Source organism: Pseudomonas sp. FG13, assembly GCF_057809755.1.
Genome location: NZ_JBMDKO010000005.1, coordinates 80,792 through 100,404 on the forward strand (window position 1 = coordinate 80,792; position 19,613 = coordinate 100,404).

19 protein-coding genes and 2 pseudogenes are annotated in these 19,613 nt (G+C 60.2%); 13 read left to right on the forward strand and 8 right to left on the reverse strand.

The window, feature by feature from the left end; translation table 11 throughout:
* Positions 1-50: 50 nt before the first annotated feature.
* Together ACODTO_RS06885 and ACODTO_RS06890 are read right to left on the reverse strand one after the other, a co-directional pair.
* Positions 51-1,289, reverse strand: a pseudogene (locus tag ACODTO_RS06885) (amidase family protein); the annotation flags it as partial.
* Positions 1,290-1,327: 38 nt separating this feature from the next.
* Positions 1,328-1,996 (reverse strand): FMN-dependent NADH-azoreductase, encoded by a 669-nt coding sequence (locus ACODTO_RS06890; RefSeq protein ID WP_139642940.1) that lies wholly within the window; start codon positions 1,994-1,996, stop codon positions 1,328-1,330.
* Between the two features lie 404 nt (positions 1,997-2,400).
* Here ACODTO_RS06890 and ACODTO_RS06895 point away from each other — a divergent pair, with 404 nt between their 5' ends.
* The 3 genes from ACODTO_RS06895 (at position 2,401) to ACODTO_RS06905 (ending at position 5,240) form a co-directional block, all read left to right on the forward strand.
* On the forward strand, positions 2,401-3,759 hold the full coding sequence (locus ACODTO_RS06895) for a purine-cytosine permease family protein (RefSeq protein ID WP_257225607.1): 1,359 nt from the start codon (positions 2,401-2,403) through the stop codon (positions 3,757-3,759).
* A 39-nt stretch (positions 3,760-3,798) separates the two neighbouring features.
* Positions 3,799-4,350 (forward strand): VOC family protein, encoded by a 552-nt coding sequence (locus ACODTO_RS06900; protein ID WP_139642935.1) that lies wholly within the window; start codon positions 3,799-3,801, stop codon positions 4,348-4,350.
* 95 nt (positions 4,351-4,445) lie between these two features.
* Positions 4,446-5,240, forward strand: coding sequence for a creatininase (locus ACODTO_RS06905; RefSeq protein ID WP_139642932.1), 795 nt, complete (start codon positions 4,446-4,448; stop codon positions 5,238-5,240).
* Here the strand turns inward: ACODTO_RS06905 and ACODTO_RS06910 are convergent.
* Positions 5,229-6,173 carry a LysR family transcriptional regulator gene (locus tag ACODTO_RS06910; protein ID WP_139642929.1) on the reverse strand — a complete coding sequence of 315 codons (945 nt, stop codon included), beginning with the start codon at positions 6,171-6,173 and terminating at the stop codon, positions 5,229-5,231. The two genes, ACODTO_RS06905 and ACODTO_RS06910, sit on opposite strands and share 12 nt — an antisense overlap.
* A gap of 130 nt (positions 6,174-6,303) precedes the next feature.
* Between ACODTO_RS06910 and ACODTO_RS06915 the strand changes: the two genes are divergently transcribed.
* From ACODTO_RS06915 to ACODTO_RS06925, 3 genes are all read left to right on the forward strand, one after another.
* Positions 6,304-7,629, forward strand: coding sequence for an MFS transporter (locus ACODTO_RS06915; protein WP_139642926.1), 1,326 nt, complete (start codon positions 6,304-6,306; stop codon positions 7,627-7,629).
* 51 nt (positions 7,630-7,680) lie between these two features.
* Positions 7,681-8,430 (forward strand): creatininase family protein, encoded by a 750-nt coding sequence (locus tag ACODTO_RS06920; RefSeq protein WP_041023536.1) that lies wholly within the window; start codon positions 7,681-7,683, stop codon positions 8,428-8,430.
* Positions 8,431-8,517: 87 nt separating this feature from the next.
* A complete protein-coding gene (locus ACODTO_RS06925; protein ID WP_489106131.1) occupies positions 8,518-9,948 on the forward strand; it encodes an aldehyde dehydrogenase family protein in 1,431 nt (476 codons plus the stop codon).
* Here the strand turns inward: ACODTO_RS06925 and ACODTO_RS06930 are convergent.
* Both ACODTO_RS06930 and ACODTO_RS06935 read right to left on the reverse strand, forming a co-directional pair.
* Positions 9,945-10,511, reverse strand: coding sequence for a VOC family protein (locus ACODTO_RS06930; protein ID WP_139642917.1), 567 nt, complete (start codon positions 10,509-10,511; stop codon positions 9,945-9,947). The two genes, ACODTO_RS06925 and ACODTO_RS06930, sit on opposite strands and share 4 nt — an antisense overlap.
* A 57-nt stretch (positions 10,512-10,568) precedes the next feature.
* Positions 10,569-11,321: an SDR family NAD(P)-dependent oxidoreductase gene (locus ACODTO_RS06935; RefSeq protein ID WP_489106132.1), complete on the reverse strand. Its 753-nt coding sequence runs from the start codon at positions 11,319-11,321 to the stop codon at positions 10,569-10,571.
* Positions 11,322-11,430: 109 nt separating this feature from the next.
* Between ACODTO_RS06935 and ACODTO_RS06940 the strand changes: the two genes are divergently transcribed.
* Positions 11,431-12,348: a LysR family transcriptional regulator gene (locus ACODTO_RS06940; RefSeq protein WP_139642912.1), complete on the forward strand. Its 918-nt coding sequence runs from the start codon at positions 11,431-11,433 to the stop codon at positions 12,346-12,348.
* A 139-nt stretch (positions 12,349-12,487) separates the two neighbouring features.
* A complete protein-coding gene (locus tag ACODTO_RS06945; RefSeq protein ID WP_175362682.1) occupies positions 12,488-12,901 on the forward strand; it encodes a nuclear transport factor 2 family protein in 414 nt (137 codons plus the stop codon).
* 138 nt (positions 12,902-13,039) lie between these two features.
* Here ACODTO_RS06945 and ACODTO_RS06950 read toward each other — a convergent pair whose 3' ends face one another.
* Positions 13,040-13,396 carry a hypothetical protein gene (locus tag ACODTO_RS06950; RefSeq protein ID WP_489106133.1) on the reverse strand — a complete coding sequence of 119 codons (357 nt, stop codon included), beginning with the start codon at positions 13,394-13,396 and terminating at the stop codon, positions 13,040-13,042.
* A 184-nt stretch (positions 13,397-13,580) separates the two neighbouring features.
* Here ACODTO_RS06950 and ACODTO_RS06955 point away from each other — a divergent pair, with 184 nt between their 5' ends.
* Both ACODTO_RS06955 and ACODTO_RS06960 read left to right on the forward strand, forming a co-directional pair.
* On the forward strand, positions 13,581-13,997 hold the full coding sequence (locus ACODTO_RS06955; protein ID WP_489106134.1) for an alcohol dehydrogenase catalytic domain-containing protein: 417 nt from the start codon (positions 13,581-13,583) through the stop codon (positions 13,995-13,997).
* 209 nt (positions 13,998-14,206) lie between these two features.
* Positions 14,207-14,566, forward strand: a pseudogene (locus ACODTO_RS06960) (helix-turn-helix transcriptional regulator); the annotation flags it as partial.
* A gap of 41 nt (positions 14,567-14,607) precedes the next feature.
* Here ACODTO_RS06960 and ACODTO_RS06965 read toward each other — a convergent pair.
* Entirely contained in the window at positions 14,608-15,033 is a 426-nt protein-coding gene (locus tag ACODTO_RS06965; protein WP_489106135.1) for a GNAT family N-acetyltransferase, read from the reverse strand.
* 310 nt (positions 15,034-15,343) lie between these two features.
* On the opposite strand from ACODTO_RS06965, the gene ACODTO_RS06970 reads away from it, so the two are divergent.
* Positions 15,344-15,895 carry a cytochrome b gene (locus ACODTO_RS06970; RefSeq protein WP_139643655.1) on the forward strand — a complete coding sequence of 184 codons (552 nt, stop codon included), beginning with the start codon at positions 15,344-15,346 and terminating at the stop codon, positions 15,893-15,895.
* A gap of 135 nt (positions 15,896-16,030) precedes the next feature.
* On the opposite strand, the gene ACODTO_RS06975 is transcribed toward ACODTO_RS06970, so the two are convergent.
* The gene (locus tag ACODTO_RS06975) at positions 16,031-16,921 is read right to left on the reverse strand and encodes a LysR family transcriptional regulator (protein ID WP_139642887.1); all 891 of its coding nucleotides are present in this window, start codon (positions 16,919-16,921) and stop codon (positions 16,031-16,033) included.
* 167 nt (positions 16,922-17,088) lie between these two features.
* Here ACODTO_RS06975 and ACODTO_RS06980 point away from each other — a divergent pair, with 167 nt between their 5' ends.
* A complete protein-coding gene (locus ACODTO_RS06980; RefSeq protein WP_139642883.1) occupies positions 17,089-18,171 on the forward strand; it encodes a 4-oxalomesaconate tautomerase in 1,083 nt (360 codons plus the stop codon).
* Positions 18,172-18,211: 40 nt separating this feature from the next.
* Positions 18,212-19,537, forward strand: coding sequence for a dicarboxylate/amino acid:cation symporter (locus ACODTO_RS06985; protein WP_139642880.1), 1,326 nt, complete (start codon positions 18,212-18,214; stop codon positions 19,535-19,537).
* Positions 19,538-19,613 lie beyond the last annotated feature (76 nt).

Sequence of the window (19,613 nt, forward strand, 5' to 3'; positions counted from 1 at the left end):
TCGCGATCCCGGGTCGTCGAGAACAACACTGAGGTGGCAAGCCCGAGGCTGTCCTGGCCGGATGGGAGGGCGACCCCCGGCATGTCCAGCAGGCTGCCGATCATGGTGAGTGACAAGGTCTCCAGATTGACCGCCGCGAACAGCGCGTCGTCTTGCTCCAGGGGCGCCATGGGCGGGGCGACATGCTTGACCGTCGGCATGACCAGGAAGGCACCGTCGAGCTCATGCTCGATGGCCGCCATCAGTGCTTCACGTGACTGTCGGATCCTGGCCTCGGTGGCCGAGTCGATGTCCTTGGCCGCACGCAGGCGCGCGCGCACGCGTCTGTCCATCCGGACACCCTGCGGGCTTTCCACGATCGGGCCCAGCAGGCGCCAGGCTTCTATCGCGCCCAACCAGCCCGAGCGGGCAATCAGTTCACGGGTTCGGGCAACGGCGGCTACCGCTCGATACTCAACCTGGGTCCCGGCGGCGCGCAGCCGTTCCATCGTGGCGACAAGGTTCTGCCGTACCGCTGGTTGCAGTGCCGGGTCGGACAACACACCTTCGTCGACCACAATGCGCAGGTCCGAAAGCCTCGCAGCCTGGTAACCCCCGTCGTTGATCCCGCGCATCGCCCTGTCCAGCGCGGCGCAGTCAGCCACGCTGTGGGCGAAGGCGCCCAGGCTGTCGAGCGTGACAGCGAGGGGGTGAACGCCTTGCTGGCTGTATCGGCCTGTCGAGGCCTTGTAGCCGACCACGCCATTGAACGCCGCCGGGACGCGGATCGAGCCGGCGGTGTCCGTGCCAATGGCGCTGGTGACGATGCCCCGTTGAACCGCGATGGCCGAACCGGAGGAGGAGCCGCCGGGCACGCGGGTTTCATCGACCACGACAGCTGAGGTCGGTGTCCCGAAATGCGGGTTCAGGCCCAGGCCGGAATAAGCGAACTCCGCGAGGTTGGTTTTCCCCAGCGGGATCATGCCCTGCGCGGTGAGGGCGGCGATGACTGCCGCATCCTCGACGGCGATTTCAGCGTCGACCCGCGTGATGGAGCCGGCCGTCGTCCGGCTGCCGGCAACGTCCAGCAGGTCTTTGACCGCGTAGGGAATGCCGTCGAAGGCGCTCAACGGGGTGCCTTGTTGCCAGCGCCGGGTCGACGCGCGGGCGGCGTCGAGGGCGCGTTGCTCCAGCAGGGAGATGAACACCGGCTGCGCTTCTTTCGCCGCGGCCAATGCGCAGGCGACCAACTCTTCGGGTGTCGTCAGGCCTTGCCTCAATCGCTCGGCGGTTTGCAACATGGTGATCATGTGTTCTCCCTTGTCGAATAGGCGACGGTGCTGGACGCTCAAGCCAGCGACACCTGGTGTTGTCTCTGCTCGATCATCTGCCGGACCAGCACCGGAACGGCGTCGAAGGCATTGGCGATGGAGGCTTCATGGCGAGCGTCGGCAAACTCCTGGTAGTCGATGGAAATCACATGGGTTTCATTCACGCCCAGGTAGTGCGCGCACGTCTGGATGTGCGTGTCCAGGTGGTTCATGTTCTCGCGAACGCCACCCGGGCCAAACCCGAATTCGCCTCGGGACGACAGGATGACCAGTTTCTTGCCGCTCATGATCGGTTCCAGTGGGTAGTCGCCACGCTCCAGGTCGAAGGTGAAGGTTTTGCCGATTCGGATCACCTTGTCAAACCAGGACTTGAGCGCGGCGGGCATGCCGTAGTTGTACATCGGGGAGCCGATGACGATGACGTCGGCGCGGTCGAGCTCATCGATCAGTTCGTCCGAGAGGCGGATTTCCTCACGTTTTTGCGGCGTCATCTGCTCTGCGGGGGTAAAGACTGCGGCAATCCAGGCTTCGGTCACGAAGGGCGGTGGGTTGCGGCCGACGTCACGGGTGATGACCTGAGTGTTGGCATCGCGCTCACGCCACGCCTCGACAAAGGCCTGGGACAGTTTACGGCTCAGTGAGCGGTCGGATCGTGCGCTGGCGTCAATGTGAAGAAGGGTGGTCATGTCATGTTTCCTGTTAATACCAAGGTGGAACTACCTCAGTGACGGAGACAAGTTGGCCATGGGGTTCAGTTGTTCGACTATTGATATTTATTTGAACGACATCAAATAAAACTCAACAAGTGATTGTTCTTGCTCGGACTGTTTTGAAAAGACGTTATTTTCAGCCCTGAAATGCTAGTTTCATGTCTGGAAGTCTTGCGCGCTTGAGGAAAACTCAAGGCGGCAAATTTTCTAAAGGACGCTTTAGTTATCGTCAATTACTTAAACTTGCAGACCTCGCTTTAATGAATCCGGGCGATACAGGTGGTCGCCGGTCAGCGAGGAAAATAATAATGTCAACGCGTCGCGAATCTGAAAACAGCTTAATCAACGAGGCTAACTATGATGCACTCGGTGTCGAGCCCGTGCCCGATAGCCATCGTACTTCTACACCCCTGGACCAGTTCTGGATCTGGGCAGGGGCGAACGTGGCGCCGATCAACTGGGTATTGGGTGCCATCGGTATCCAGCTGGGCCTGAGCCTGATCGAAACCCTGCTGGTCATTGTGGTCGGCAACCTGTTGGGCGCCGCCTTGTTCGGCGGCATCTGCATCATGGGACACCGCACGGGAGTGCCGCAGATGGTGCTGTCCCGGCTGGCGTTTGGCCGCCGTGGTGCCTACCTCCCGACCCTCATGCAAGTGCTGATGCCGATGGGCTGGGTGGCGACCAACACATGGATCGTGCTGGACCTTGCGGTGGCCGCCCTGGAAAGAATCGGCATCAGTGGTGGCATGGAGCTCAAGTACGGCATTGCCCTGGTCGTCATGATCGTGCAGGTCGGGATCGCTGCCTGGGGGTTCAACGCCATCAAGTGCTTCGAGCGCTACACCATGCCGGTGATCCTGCTGATCATGGTGGTGATGACCGGCCTGGCCTTCACACACGTGGATATCCAGTGGCAGCGTTCGACCGTCGAGGGCATCGGCAAGCTATCGGCCATGAGCAGTCTCATGACGGCGATCGGGATCGGTTGGGGCATTTCGTGGCTGGTATACGCTTCGGACTACACCCGCTTCACCCAGAGCAAACTGTCCGATGGGCAGGTGTTCCGCTCGACGTTCCTCGGCATGTTCCTGCCCACCGTATGGCTGGCGTTCCTGGGCGCGGCGATTGCCTCCGCGGGGGCCGGCTCGGACCCTGCGCAACTGATCATTGCGGTCTTCGGCACCATGGCGTTGCCGGTCCTGCTGGTGCTGCTCCATGGCCCGGTGGCGACCAACATCGTGGTCATCTACTCGGCAGCGCTGGCCACCTTGTCCTTGGACCTGCGCGTCCCACGTTGGGTGGTTTCAACGGTCTCGGGCCTGGTGGCGCTGTTCATCCTCTATCTGTTCCTGCAATCCGGCGAGTTTGTCCACGCCTTTGAAAACCTGATGGTGTTTTTCGTGGTGTGGATCAGTCCGTGGGCGGGTATCACCCTGGTCGATTTTTTCCTGATTCGCCGGGGCCAGGTCGATTTGAAGTCGCTCTACTGCCATCACTCGGAAAGCAACTGCACCGATGTGAACTGGAGAGGGGTATTTGCACTGGCGGTCGGGGTGTTGGCGGCCTGGTTATTCCAGGTAGGCACCATTCAATCGCTGCAAGGCCCTCTTGCGATGGCATTGGGTGGAATTGATTTGTCCTGGTTGGCCGGGTTTGGCGTGGGCGGCGGTATTTATTACGTATTGCACCGTTCGCGCCCCACTGAAGTTATTCGCTCGTCAGTGATGGCCAAGTAAGCGCTGTGCAACGATTCATCATTAAAGAGGTTATTGCAAATGTCTCATCTTGAACAAACCAATGTGCTGGCTGCGCTGAGCGGCGGCGCCGAGATCGATGCGTTCCTGGGCAACGTCGTGGAGATCGCGATCGTGACCCGGGATCACAAACGCACCATGGACGGCTTGCTCAAGCTGGGGATCGGTCCATGGCGGGTGTACACCTTCAGCCCGGAAAACACCCAGAACCAGACGTACCACGGTGAACCGGCCGATTTTGTGCTGAAAGTCTGCTTCGCCCAATCCGGAAACATGGTCTGGGAGCTGATGGAGCCGGTGTCCGGGCCGACGATTTTCGCCGACTTCCTGGAAAAACACGGCGAAGGGATCCAGCACGTTGCCTATGACTGCAACAACATTCCGTTCGAGGAACGTATCGCTGAATTGCAGCGGCGCGGTTTCAAATGCGTGCAGTCCGGCTCCTGGATGGGTGTGAATCATTTCGCGTTCTTCGGCACCGAGGCCGACACCACCACGGTCTTCGAAACCTACGCCTTTCCTGCCGATTGGGATTATCCGGAGCCGGAGTCCTGGTATCCGCCTCGGGCATAAGCCCGCACGGCATCACCGGGTTTCGCCTGGGCGCCACTAGGTACAGAGCCTAGCGTCCAGGCTTGGCCGCTTTGCAACGACACAGGAGTAGAACCATGAACCCTGTCCGGATGGATAACATCAGTTGGGTGGACTATGAGCGCCGAGTGCGATCAGGCGCAGTGGTCTTGCTGCCTATCGGCGCCACGGAGCAGCACGGGCCCCATCTGCCCTTGGGTACCGACGCCTTGCTCGCCAGTGCAATCAGTGAAGACGTGGCACGGGAGATCGACGGTGTGGTCGCCCCGGCCTTGTCCTACGGCTATAAATCCCAGCCCAAGTGTGGAGGCGGGCAGCACTTCTGCGGCACCACCAGCGTGGATGGCGCGACGCTGATCGCCATGGTCCGCGATGCCGTGCGCGAGTTTCATCGCCATGGCGTGAAGCGCCTGGTCCTGGTGATCGGTCACTATGAAAACCAATGGTTCGTGACCGAAGGCATCGAGCTGGCGATGCGGGATATCGGCCCGGAGGCCGGGCTGGAGGTCATGCGCCTGGAGCACTGGGAGTTCGTGAAGTCACAGACCCTCGACAAGGTCTTTCCGAACGGTTTTCCGGGCATCGCACTGGAGCACGCAGCAGTCATCGAGACGTCGATGATGCTGCATTACCACCCGGAGCTGGTGTGCCTGGACCAAATCCCCGATCACGGCCCGGCCGAGTTCCCGGTCTACGACATGTACCCGAGCCGAACCGAATGGGTGCCGGCCAGCGGCGTGCTGTCATCCGCGCTGGGGTCGAGCGCAGAGAAGGGGCAGTTGCTGGTGGCGGATGTCATCAGCGGTATCGTCCAGGCGGTGCGGTCGGAGTTCAGGCTCGCCGGGGCCGAGTCGCAGGTTTCAAACGACTGAACCGGGTTCTTGTGCAGGGTTGCCGGACGCGAACATTGGCAACCGCTGCAACATCCAGTTCAGCAACTCTTGGGCAGGTGCCGCCAGCGGGCGTCCGGACTTCACCAGCAGTTTCGCCTCGACCCCCTGGAACAGAGGATGATCGACGGCCACCACCGTGAGGCTGCCTTGTGCAATCTCCCGATAGGCCGCCACTTCGCCCAATAGCGAGGCAAACTCGCCGCTGGCGACAAGGCGCTTGAGGGCGGCCAAGGAGTTGCTGACCAGCGCCGGACGAATCTCGATTTTCTCGGCGTACTCGAGCATCTTCAGCGCGTGGCCGATACCGAAGCTTGGCGGCGTCAGCACCAGTGGGCAGTGGAGCAAGTCGGCGACGGTGGCCATTGTCCCTTTCAAGGCCAGCGGATGGTCCGGGCGAACCAGCAGCATGATGGGCTGCCGGGACGTTGCGTGGTAATCGATGTGAGCGTGGGGAGGCGGGTTGTAGGCCAGGCCTATGTGCGCGCGATTTTCCGCGATTTCGTTCAGGACATCGTCCACGGGCAGTATGTCCAGCCTGACGTCGAGCCTGGGGTACTGTTTGCAGAACGGTGCGAGCACGTGGTCCACCAGGGTATCGACGTAGCCTTCGCTGATGACCACCCGCACGTGTCCCTGTTGCAGCCCCTTGATGGCCTGGAGCTGATCTTCGAGCTTCTCCTGATGTGATCGATAGCCGCGCCAGAACTCCAGCAGGTGCGCGGCTGCCTCGGTGGGCTGGACCCCACGGGCCTGGCGCTCGAACAGCCTGGCGCCCAATTCCTCTTCCAGCAACTTGATCTGACGGGTGATCACCGAGGGAGAGGTGTTGATGCTGTCCGCTGCGCCACGGATCGATCCGTGGGTCAGCACCTCATGAAAATACCGCAAGCGTTGCTGGTTGATCTCGCGCATGGCTGTTGTCCTTTCGAATCTGCGTTGCCCATAGAGCAACGTTACACGAACATAGTTGCTCTTGCTGCTATTGAGGCCGTCGGCGCAACATCCTCGACACGTCAGAGCAACAAGAAAATTGGAGACGCCCATGTCGACCATCGTGAATCCGGTACCCAGCGCAGCCCTTTCAACGTTGTACCGCAAGCTCAATTGGCGCCTGTTGCCACTCCTGTTCGTTTGCTACGTTTTCGCCTACCTGGACCGCATCAATGTCGGCTTCGCCAAGTTGCAGATGCAAAACGACCTCGGGCTGTCCGACGCCGCTTATGGTGTCGGGGCAGGGGTGTTCTTCCTGGGCTATGTGCTGTTCGAACTGCCCAGCAACCTGATGCTACCCCGGGTAGGAGCGCGAAAGACCTTCAGTCGCATCCTGGTGTTATGGGGCATCACCTCGGCCTGCATGCTGTTCGTGCGCAACGTGCCGATGTTCTATGCCATGCGTTTTCTGCTGGGGGTCTTCGAAGCTGGATTCGCCCCGGGGATGATCTATTACCTGTCCTGCTGGTACGGCCCCAAGCGCATGGCCCGGGCCATCGCGATCGTATTCATCGCCGGTCCCGCTGGCGGCATTATCGGTGGGCCGCTTTCGGCCTGGCTGATCACCACATTCGAAGGTGTGGGTGGGCTTGCCGGGTGGCAATGGATGTTCCTGATCGAGGGCTTGCCCTGCGTCCTGCTCGGTGTGTTTGCCTATTTCTACCTGTGCAACCACCCGGCCGAGGCTCGCTGGCTGAGCGGCGAGGAAAAGCAGATGCTGCAGCGTGAGCTGGGGACCGCCCCTGGCGGCGCGCATTCGTTCCGGGCGGTGTTGCGCGATCGCAGGATCTACATCCTGGCGAGCGCCTACTTCTGCATCATCTTTTCGATCTACGCCATGAGCTTCTGGTTGCCGGCAATCCTCAAGGCCCAAGGTGTCCACGACATGATGCAGTTAGGGTGGTGCGCGGCCATTCCCTACGTGGCAGCGGGCGCCGGCATGTACTGGATCGGGCGCCGCTCAGACCGTTTCGGCGAGCGTCGCTACCACTGTGCGGTCCCGGCAGCCGTCGGGGCGGTACTGATACTTTTGTATCCTTCTGCCGATGGGAACCTGATGCTATCAATGGTTCTGCTGACGCTGGCGATCGCCATGATGTTCATGGCCTACACGGTCTTGTGGGCGATGCCCTCCGAGTTGATCAAGGGCGAAGCGGCAGCGGGAGGCATCGCCCTGATCAACACCATCGGCCTGTGCGGCGGTTTCTGGGGGCCAGCGGTGATCGGTTGGGCGAAGACATCAACGGCGAGCATGAACCCTGGCATCGTCGCGGTCGGTTGCGTGTTTCTCTGCGCCGCGTTGGTGATCATCGCGAGCAAACCGCTGGCGCGTCGCGACCGGGTCTTGAATCCCGTGCAGATTGAACAGGCGCTTTGAACTTAACACCCATCGTGTTCCGCAAGGAACCTTTCCAAAGAGAGAACGCAGATGCTTTTACATCTATCGACCTGGGCCGAAATCGAAACATTTCTCCAACGCAGCCGTACCGTGGTCATCCCGATCGGCTCCAACGAGCAGCACGGGCCTACCGGCTTGTTGGGGACGGACTGGATGTGCCCGGAAATCATCGCCCATCAGGCGCAGCAGGCCGCAGACATTCTGATTGCCCCGACCTTCAACATCGGCATGGCGCAGCATCACCTCGGGTTCCCGGGAACGATCTCGCTCAGGCCTTCGACGTTCATCGCCGCCATCGGTGACTGGGTACGTTCGTTGGCTGCCCACGGGTTTGAGAAGATACTGTTCCTCAACGGCCACGGCGGCAATATCGCCTCCATTGAAGCGGCGTTCTCGGAGCTCTACGCCGAGGCGAGTTTTGCCCGGCGCCCGGCGGGTTTCGCCTTGAAGCTGTGCAATTGGTGGGACCTGGAAGGGGTCAATGAGCTGGCGCGGGAGCAGTTCCCCACCGGTCACGGCATTCATGCGACGCCGTCGGAAATCGCCGTGACCCAATGGGCCTATCCCCACGCCATTAAATCGGCGGATTACTCGCCACAGATCGCCAACTGGGGCCCGATCCGGGAGGCGGCGGATTTCCGCGCCCGTCATCCAGATGGCCGCATGGGGTCAGACCCGGCGCAAGCTTCTGCGGAGAAAGGCCGGCAACTGGTGATGCTGGCCGCACAAGGCCTGGTGCAAGAGGTGCAAGCCTTCAGCCGCGAGTCCATGCCGGGTTGAACCGCAGCGCTGCCATTGCGCACGCCTGGGCATTCCGGGCGTTGACGCTTCATCTCGTAAAAACCGCAATCAATCAGGTACGCCGCGATGTGGAAAATCGATCACAGTTACATTGATGGAGCCTTCGTTCCCGTCCATGGAAATGAAACGGTGGAATGCATCAACCCGGCGACCGAGGCGGTCATCGGAACGGTCACCCTGGCTGATCGCGATGATGCCCGCCGCGCCATCGCTGCGGCGGCCCGTGCGCAAGCCGCGATGAATCGCACCTCCAAGGCTGAGCGTATCGAGATGCTCGAACGCTTGCAGGCCGCCGTGCTGGCGAGCACGAACGAGATCCGCGACACCGCCATCGAGGAATACGGCGCGCCGCTCGCCCGTGCCCAATGGGTCAGTCGTTATGCTTCGCAATCATTTGCCAACGCGGCGCAGGTGTTGAAGGACTACGAGCTGGTTCGTTCGATCGGCGACGCCACCGTGGTGATGGAGCCGGTCGGCGTATCGGCACTGATCGCCCCCTGGAACAGCACCGCCGGAACGATCTGCAGCAAACTGGCATCGGCCATCGCCGCCGGTTGTGCGTCGGTCATCAAGCCGAGCGAGTTGAGTCCCTTGCAGACCGACGTGCTTGCCCGCGCATTGCATGGCGCCGGTTTGCCGAAAGGCGTTTTCAACATTTTGCTGGGACGCGGCAGTGACGTTGGTGATGAAATCAGCACCAACCCACAGGTCGCCAAGATTTCATTCACCGGGTCCACCGCCACCGGAAAGCTGATCGCTCGTGCCGGTATCGAGACCATGAAACGCGTAAACCTGTCGCTCACCGGGAAGTCGGCCTCTATCGTCCTGGATGACGCCGACCTCGACACGGCCATTCCCCTTGCCTTGAACGCGGCGTTCATGAACAACGGCCAGGCCTGCGTCGCTGGCACGCGCCTGCTCGTACCGCGCACGCAGGCCAAAGAAGTCATTGAACGGGTGAAAAGCCTGGTCGAGGCGATGGTCGTCGGCCATCCGCAGGACCCGTCCACCGTCATTGGACCGCTGGTCAACCTGGCCCAGTTCGACCGCGTGCAGGGCTACATCCGCCGCGGCCAGGCGCAAGGTGCAACGCTGGTCATTGGCGGTGAGGGCAGGCCGGCTGGTTTTGACCAAGGCTATTTCGTCAGGCCCACCGTCTTTGCCGACGTCAGCAATGACATGGATATTGCACAAGAGGAGATTTTCGGCCCGGTGCTGTCAATCATCGCGTATGACTCGCAAGAGCAGGCGATTGACATCGCCAATGCCAGCCTCTACGGCCTGCAGGCCTATGTGTTTTCCCGAAAGCCGGACCGCGCCCGAAGCCTGGCGAGCCGGCTGCAGGCGGGCTCGGTGTTGATCAACAGAGTCACACCGGAGCTGCTGGCCCCGTTCGGTGGGGTCAAGCAGTCCGGGGTTGGGCGGGAGTTTGGTGTGTTTGGGTTGGAAGGGTTTCTGGAGGCGAAGAGTATTGTGTTGGAGTTACAGCGGGGTTAGCCACCGACGCTATGGGGCAGCGACACCAGCTCAATCTGCGTGCCCCACGGCGCTTGAAAATAGAACCAACGAATACCGTCCGAGTTGGTGATGGGTTCGTTGAGAATGGTCACATTCAGGCGCTTGAGGGTAGCCAGGCTGCTGTCAATATCGGCGGTACGCAAGGCCACATGGCTGGCCCCGGCGTCGTCGCCATGGGGTTGGGCCTGATTGACCTCAGAACCTTGGTATTGAAACAACTCCAGCTTCGCGCCGCCGTCTATTTGCAACATCACAAAGCGTTGCAGCTCGCTGGAGCCATGCCAGCGGAATTGGCTTTTCCACTGATCCGGGATCTTGCCGGGGCTGATATCCGAAACCACCCGTGCGCCCATCAGCGCGGAGAAAAAGCGGATGGCTGCGTCGATATCCGGCACATTGATGCCAACATGGTCGATGGCTGAAACTTGAAGCGGTGCGGCTGCGCTCGTGGCGGGGTGGCTCTGCGGGGGCGTGGTCGCCGCATGAGTAGCGGTAGTCAGAGTCACGCTGGCGGCCAGCAGTGCCCATTGCACTGGGTTCATAACCTGTTCCTCTTGAGATGGGTTGGCGGGCGACCGTGGCAGTCGCCCGCTGGGTGGTCAGATTTGTGCCTGGCCGCCGTCAACAAACAGCTCGATACCGTTGACGAAGCTGGCGTCATCCGAGGCCAGGAACAACGCAGCGCTGGCAATTTCGTCAGCTTCACCGACACGCCCCATGGGGATCAGCGACGCCATGTAGTCCAGCAAGCCCTGCTGCTGAGCGGCATCCGGGCCGGCCAATTCAACCAGGCCAGGAGTGCGGGTGGCGCCGGGGCTGATGGTGTTGATGCGCACCTGGCGGTCTTTCAAATCCAGAATCCAGTTGCGTGCAAATGAGCGCACGGCGGCCTTGGACGCGGCGTACACACTAAAGGCGGCAGTGCCCGAGCTGCCCGCCGTGGAGCCGGTGAGAATCACCGAGGCTTTTTGGGCCAGCAGCGGCAGGGCCTTTTGCACAGTGAACAGCACGCCTTTTACGTTGCGATTGAAGGTGTCGTCGTACTGCTGTTCTGTGATGTCGCCCAGTGGCAGCATGGAACCGCCGCCGGCATTGGCGAACAGCACATCGATTCGGCCGTGGGCCGCGCCAATCTGGCGGTACAACGCGTTCAGCTGGTCGAGCTTGGTGGAGTCCACCTGCACGCCGGTGGCGTTGCCGACCGCGGCGACCGCGGCGTCCAGTTCGGCTTGGCGACGGCCCGTGATGTAAACGTGGGCGCCTTCCTGAGCGAAGCGTTTGGCGGTGGCCAGGCCGATGCCAGTAGTGCCGCCGGTAACCAATGCAATTTTGCCTTCGAGTTTGTTAGTCATGGTGTTTCTCCCGTATTTCGATTGAGTGAGTTGCGGTGTGGGAGAAGCTTATCGACGGGGCGAAACTTTCAAAATAGAATTGTCTGAAACCTATCGTTGCAGAAATGAAATGAGCAAACTTCCGGATTTCGAAGGGTTGGCGATGTTCGCCAAGGTGGCCGAAGAAGGCTCGTTCGCTGGCGCGGCGCGTGTCATGAGCGTGTCGGTGCCAACGGTATCCCGAGCAGTCGCGCGGCTGGAGGAACGTCTGGGTGGGCGCTTGTTCAACCGTACCTCGCGGCAACTGGCACTCACAGAGTTCGGCGCGAGCATGGCAGCCAAGGCTGGGGAGATTTATCGGCAGGCCGAGGAGGTGGAAAGCGAGGCTCAGGAGTTATCGATCCAGCCCCGCGGCCAGGTACGCCTGGCGATCCCCATGTCGTTCGGACTGCGTTGGGTGGCACCGCTGATGCCGCAGTTGATCCGGCAGTATCCCGAGCTGTCGATTGACCTGCACCTTTCAGACGCCTCGGTAGACCTGATCGCCGAGGGCTTTGATGCGGCATTACGCATTGCCGTATTGCCGGACTCATCGCTGGTTGCACGGCATCTCTGCGCTGTCACCCAATATCTGGTCGCCTCACCGGCTTATCTAGACACCCATGGCCACCCCGGTCATCCCCGCGAACTGGCGGCCCGCACGTGCCTGAGTTATGCCTACCGAGCCCGTAGCCAAGTGTGGCGGTTCACCCATAAAGACGGCACCGAAGAAGACGTGGTGCCCAGCGGCCCGTTGAGAGTGACCAACTCGGATGCGTTATTACCCGTGTTACTTGAGGGACTGGCCATCGCTGAACTGCCGGAATTCATTGCCAGCGAATACCTGGCGGATGGGCGCTTGGTCTTGGTGCTACCGGAATGGAGCATGGCCCGTGGCGGCCTGTATTTCGTCACCCCCACGGCCCGTACCCGGCCGGTAAAAATCAAAGCATTGTCGGACTTTTTTGCCGAGCATTTAAGTGAGCCCGTCTGGCGATGGCCGTTATGAGACGATGGGTACTAGCCTTTCAATTATGAAACGATGAATTTCATTGGCTTCTATTTTTGAAGCGGAATGGATCCTTTAACGTGGTTTGGTCGGCACCGCGCGGAGTGCCCATCCAAACTCGTTTCGGGAGAAAGCTATCATGAGAAATGCCGTGGAATTGCTTCAACAGTACCTGGATTCCATCCAGACGCCGTTCTTGGCGGCGGCTCTGTTTGCAGAGGATGGCGTGCTGGAGTTGCCCTATCTGGAGTCGCTCGGCATCCCCCACAGCGTCCAGGGCCCAGCAGCCATCGAGGGCTTTATCAGCTCATTGCTTGGTAAAGTGCCAGATTTCAAATTCCGCAACGTGCGCTTTCTGATCGACACCCCCGACCAGGCGTTTGCCGAATACAGCGTAGAGGCCCTGGTGCCTGCCACCGGCCGCATCTACCGGCAGATGTACGCCGGCCGCTTGGTGGCCAAAGACGGCAAAATTCAACTATTGCGCGAATCCATGGACACCGTAGCCGCTGCCAAAGCGTTCGCGCCGGTTGAGCCGGCGCAAGGCTATTGAACCGCGATACTTTTAAGATCAGAAACTCGCGGCTGGAACCGGTTGCCACATCCAGAGCAGCAAATAGCGAGGTCGTTCCATGCAGGTCCCCCTCAGTTGGCATATCGAGATGCAGGAGGGCGATTGCCTTGGCCATCCTTAACCACTTTTAGCCAGACGTTTTTGCCAATCACCGCTATGACCGCGCTGGCATTCTTCCTCAGAGTCAAGGCGAACATTGCGATCCGACACGTTCAGATCGATGCCAGCCTCTTTCAACGCGATGGCCGTCAGCTCAAGGATGCGAGCCTTCGCCTCAATCTGGGCCTGCTGTCTGTCAGCGAGGGTTTCGAACACCCAGGTCACCTTCAGGGTTTTAGTCAGCGCGTTCAGGTCAGCCGTGTGGGTGAGCCAGGTAAAGCCTTTGATTTCACCTTTTGCTGTTTCGCACGCTTCGGTCAGCGTGCGGATCAACCGGCGTTCGATCTGCACCAGTTCATGTTGCCCTGGAGGCATTGCAAGTTCCTTTGGAGTTGATGGAAGGGAGGCACTGATCAGGCCGCTCGAAACTCGACCGTCCACGCCCCGCGATCTTTATGAATGGTGCCATAAATTGGCACCACCGGGTTTTATGCTGCGCTCCTCAAGCAGAGATACCCATCCATTCTCGTCGCTGCTTGCTTTGTGAAGGAACTGCACCATGCCCGGATTTCAACGTATCCAGTACAACAACTATGGTTGCCCGGAAGTGATGCGGGTCGAAGATTTCGAATTACCCGCGCCCGACAACGGGGAAGTAGCGGTGGGGGTAAGGTTCGCAGCCATCAATCCAATCGACTGGAAGCTGCGCGACGGACAGATGAAGATTGTCACCGGCAGAGCGTTTCCCCGCGCGATGGGCATGGACTTCTCCGGCATCGTCACGGCCGTTGGTAGCGGTGTCACGCGACTCAAGGTCGGTGACGCCGTATTCGGTCTAGCCCGCTTCAAGGACAGTGGTGCGCTCTGCCAAGCGCTGGTGACAAAAAAGGCATCCTGGCCAAAAAGCCCGACAGTGTTTCCTTCGAGGAGACGGCCTGCCTGGGCACCCCTGGCGTCACTGCGTGGAATGGGCTGATCGACAAAGCAAAGCTGCAGGCCAATCAGCATGTCTTCATCAACGGGTGTGCCGGGGCGGTGGGCGAAGCCGCTGTGCAGATCGCACGGCTTTTCGGTGCTGTTGTCTCCGGCAGTTGCAGCGCCCGAGACATGGAACGGGCCAGATCGCTCGGCGTGCAGAGCGTCTACGACTCTCGGTGGCAAGGGCCTCGTGGTGATGGAGTAGGCATGAGCAGAAGTCACCGATTACTCGACCTGATGCAAGCGCTTCGCCGACACCGCAGAACGGTGTCAGGCAAAGCGCTTGCGCATGAGCTGGGTGTGTCCCAGCGCACCATTCGCCGTGACGTCGCCACATTGCAGGACATGGGCGCCGACATCGAGGGAGAACCCGGTGTCGGCTACATTCTTCGACCAGGATTCCTTCTGCCCCTGCTGTCTTTCACCGAAGAGGAAATACAGGCGCTAGCCATCGGCGACCAGTGGGTGAGTCGCCAAGCCGACGATACGCTCACCCTCGCTGTGGCGAATGCGCTGGCCAAGATCAATGCCGTTCTTTCAGCTGACATGCGATCGGCCCTGGACGATGTATGGAGAAGGCGACCTTGGAAGTGCGTGATAAGGCGCTGTCAGCACAGCCGCTTCTGGAAATAAAACCGGGTATGTCCCGGCGGATAATCCACCAGGCGTCCAAATTCGGTATAACCCAGTTTTTGATAAAACTCCGGCGCCTGGAAGCTGAAAGTCTCCAGCCAAATACCGATGCAGTGCTTTTCCTTTCCGACTTCTTCTGCCATGTGCATCAGTCGTTCTCCGATACCCTGACCACGCATCGACTCTGGAACACTGACGAGATCGATGAGTAGCCATCGATAAGAAATTTTTCCATACAGTCCACCCATCACTTCATTGCTGTCTGGGGCTCGTAGCAACAGGGCGAACGTCTCGTGTGCATCGTCCCCACCATTGGCCAGGTTATGGGCCAGCAGCGGATTCAAGATTCCTAACCGCTCTGCTTCAGTCACATTTTCCGAAAGTTGGATGTTCAAAGGCACGGTGCTCTCCCTGAGCGATAAGCAAACTGGCTCAACAAGGTAGCTTATTTTTTCCATGCCCAGGCGAATCAGTGAAACTCTTTATGCTCTTTGTATGGACGGGTTGGAGGGCCGCTTTTGGCCCAGTCCGCCCACGGCTGGCGGACAAATGATGGCAATGATGCTCATGCGCGCAGAAACAAGTTAACGAGCGCTCTGCCTTCAGATTGCCTTAAGGATGGACTGGCAGGGTGGCGGCATCGGTTCGCTGGGCAACCGGAGACTGTCGAATGAGTCGACCGTCGAGAAGGACAATCACGAGGCGCTTCCTATGACCCGCGACAAAGGCATACCCCGTTATGGAAAACTTTCAATCACCCTGCATTGGCTGATGCTCGTGTTGTTTGTCGGCGTGTACGCGTGTGTTGAAATCAAAGGCTTCCTGCCCAGGGGCAGCGAAGCACGTGGCCTGCTGATGGGCTTTCACGGTCTCTTCGGTCTGAGCATTTTTGCTCTGGTGTGGGTGCGACTGCTCGGCCGCCTGACGCCACGCCCACCGGTCACCCCGAAACCGCCTGCATGGCAAACCGGCATGGCTCACCTGATGCATCTGGCTTTGTACGTGCTGATGATCGCCACGCCGCTACTGGCCTGGATGATGTTGGCCGCTGGAGGCAAACCGTTCCCGTATTTCGGTTTCCATTTGCCGGCCCCGGTGGCGATCGATCCTGACTTCGCAAAGCGCCTGAAGTATTGGCATGAACTGTTGGGCAGTACCGGCTACTGGCTGATCGGTCTGCATGCGGCGGCGGGACTGTTTCATCACTATTGGGTAAGAGACAACACGCTGACTCGGATGTTGATTGAGCGAGATCATTCCTGAGGCGCAAGTCACGCTCGTCTTGGCACTCAGGAGGTACTGACTTCGTTGGCGAGCGAACCGTTGCGGCGCAGCCGGGCGCAGGTGACTGACCCAAAGCGTGCTGAGTTTGAGGACTGTCCCTGCCGCGGACCGCTCTTACTGCGGCCACTGCTCAAGCAGGATCGAGACAAACTTCTCGGCGGCGGGGGACAAGGAGGCGCCTCGTCGGTAGACCAGACCCAGTGATCGGTTGACCACCGGCTCGATCAGCGGCACGCTGACCAGGGTCGGATGGTCCCCGGCGGGCATCGCCAGGCTGGGCATTGCCGACACCCCGAGGCCTGCTTCCACCAGCCCCAGTGACGTGGACAGGTGTTGCACCTCGTAGAACCACTGCGGACGCCAGCTCAGGCCCGCCAGGGCGTGATCGAGCAGCATCCGATTGCCACTCAGGCGACCCACCCCGATCAGGCGATAGTCGCTGAGTTCCGACCAGGTGACGGCGCTGCGCCCAGCCAATTCATGATCGCGGCGGCAGGCCAGGACAAAGGGTTCGTTGACCAGGGGCACGAATTCGATGTCCGGGTGCTGGCCGCTCATCATGTTGATGCCAAAGTCGGCTTCGCCGCGCAGGACCGCCTCGAGTCCTTCGTTGGCACTGAGGTCGAGCAGGCGGATGCGGATTTTCGGATAGCGCTCGTTGTACAAGCGGATCACCGACGGCAGGAAGTAGAAGGCTGCGGTGGGAATGCACGCCAGGGTCACCCGGCCGATTTGCCGCTCGGCCAGCTCGCGAATGTTGAGGATCGAATCGTCGAAGTCGTCCAGCAGACGCCGGGCTTTGGGCAGGAAGTCGCGTCCAACGCTGGTCAAGCTGACCTTGCGCGTCGTGCGATCAAGCAAGGCGGTGCCCAGACCTTCCTCCAGTTTTTTCATGCGACGGCTCAGGGCGGGCTGAGACAGGTGCAGTGCATCAGCAGCCTCGTGGAAACTGCCTAGTTCGGCGATTTTAACGAAAGATCGTATGTCCTGAAGCTCATATTCCATGCCAGATCCCATAAGCAAAGCGAGGCGTCGTGCCGATCATCCTACGACCATTCATTCGTAAAACGCAATAAAGCCTCCGATCTTTGCATTGGAAACACTTTTCAAAGCCTGCCACTCTTGCCTCCAGAACATCAATTATCCAGATTGATCAACAAGAGTTAGTGTTCATGCAGCGAATCCCTTGTGTGCTCATGCGCGGCGGTACCTCCAAAGGCCCAGTGTTTCTCGCTTGGGACCTGCCGGCCGCCATCGTTGAACGTGACGAGCTGTTGCTCGACCTGATGGGATCCGGCCATGAGCTGGAGATCGACGGCATCGGCGGCGGCAGCCCACAAACCAGCAAGGTGGCGATCGTCAGCCCATCGTTGCACCCTGAGGCAGATGTCGATTACCTGTTCGTCCAGGTCATGGTGTCTCAGCGTCGGGTCGACACCGCACCCAACTGCGGCAATATGCTCTGCGCCGTCGGTCCGTTCGCCATCGAGCAGGGATTGGTCAAGGCGGGCGGCGACCATACCCGGGTGCGTATCCGCAACCTCAATACCGGTACCTTCGTCGTTTCCGAGGTGCAAACCCCGGGCGGCAAGGTCAGCTATGAGGGTGACACCGCCATCGACGGCGTACCGGGCACTGCCGCGCCGGTGCAATTGACCTTCCTGGATGCGGCGGGCAGCAAGACGGGCAAACTCTTTCCTACCGGGCAAGCGCAGGACGTCATCGACGGCATTGCGGTGACTTGCATCGATATGGCCATGCCCATGGTGATCGTCGAAGCGAGTCAGCTCGGCAAGCGCGGCGATGAAAGCCCCGCCGAACTGGATGCCGATAAAGTGTTCCTGCAACGCTTGGAGTCCCTGCGGTTGAAAGCCGGCCTGGCCATGGGCCTGGGCGACGTCAGTGACAAGGTGATTCCCAAGCCGGTGCTGGTGTCGCCGGCCAAATCTGGCGGGACGCTCCAGGTGCGCTATTTCATGCCGCACAACTGCCATCGCGCGCTGGCGATTACCGGGTCCATCGGCCTTGCCACCGCGTGCGTGACCGAAGGCAGCGTGGCCGCCGGATTGATCGGCGGTGTCAGCGAGCCACGCTTGCAGCGGGTCCGTATCGAGCACCCAAGCGGCGGTATCGACGTTGTTTTGTCCTATGCCGGGGAAAAGGGTGAGACCATCCGCGCCTCGGTGGTGCGTACCGCGCGCCGACTGTTTTCAGGTTTCGTCTACGCCAAGGGTTCCCAGCGACTGGCCGGGTAGCCAGGCTGTCGCTGTCGTTAGCATCAGAACAATTCTAAAAATGGGTGATGCCATGAAAGTTGTTAAATCGCTCTACTTCCAGATCATCTGCGCCGTGCTGCTGGGCGTGGTGGTCGGGCATTTCTGGTCGCAACAGGCGATTGCCTTGAAGCCACTGGGCGATGCCTTCATCAAGCTGATCAAGATGATGATCGCGCCTGTGGTGTTCTGCACCATCGTCACCGGCATTGCCGGCATGAGCGACAAGCGCTCGCTGGGGCGCTTGTTGAGCAAGACGATGCTGCTGTTCCTGGGCTTGACCGTGGTCAGCCTGATCATCGGCCTCGTGGCGGTCTATGTGTTCAAGCCCGGAGCCGGGATGAACATCGACCCGACCCATTTGAGCACCCAGGGCCTGGCGCAGTACACCGACTCGGCGGCGAAGCTGGGGGTGGTCGACTTCTTCATGCACATCATTCCCGACACCTTCATCGGCGCCTTCAATAAAGGCGAGGTGCTGCCGGTCTTGTTTATCGCGGTGCTCTGCGGCTTTGCCCTGTCTTCGCTGGGTGAGCGGGGCAAACCGGTACTGGACGTACTGGAGTCGGCTTCACACATGGTGTTCAAGATCTTCTCCTACCTGATGCGTTTCGCCCCGATTGGCGCATTCGGCGCCTTGGCGTTCACGGTCGGGCAGTACGGCATCACGTCGCTGGGGAGCCTGGCCAAGCTGATCATGACCTTGTACATCGCCTGTGGGTTCTTCGTTTTCGTGGTCCTGGGCGGTATCTGCCGGGCCCATGGCTTCAGCTTGTGGAAACTGTTGCGTTACCTGCGCGAAGAGTTCCTGGTGGTGCTGGGTACCTCTTCGACCGAACCGGTGATGCCGCGGATGCTGGAAAAACTCCAGGCCCTGGGTTGCAAGAAAGGGGTAGTGGGGCTGGTGCTGCCAACCGGTTACTCGTTCAACCTGGATGGCACCGCAATCTACCTGTCGCTGGCAGCGATCTTCATCGCACAGGCCTGCAACATCGAGCTGACGCTGACCCAGACCGTCACCATGCTGGCGATCATGCTGCTGTCGTCCAAGGGCGCGGCAGGGGTGACCGGCAGCGGGTTCGTGGCGCTGGCTTCGACCCTGACGGTTATCCATGACATTCCCCTGGCCGGCCTGGCCCTGTTGATCGGCATCGACCGCTTCATGTCAGAGGCTCGGGCACTGACGAGTCTGGCAAGCAACGCGGTGGCGACCGTGGTGATTGCCCTCTCGGAGAATGCCTGCGACCGCCAGGTGCTGTTGCAGACCCTGGATGGCAAGCCTTCCCCGTCAGTGGTCCAGGCGACAGATGACGCCTGGGACGACGTCAAGGCCGCGAAACACCTCTAGCCGGTCACGGCAAACTCGATATCTCGGCGCAGCATCATTCCTGAATTCTGCCAGGCACACTGAACGTGTCGCCTGG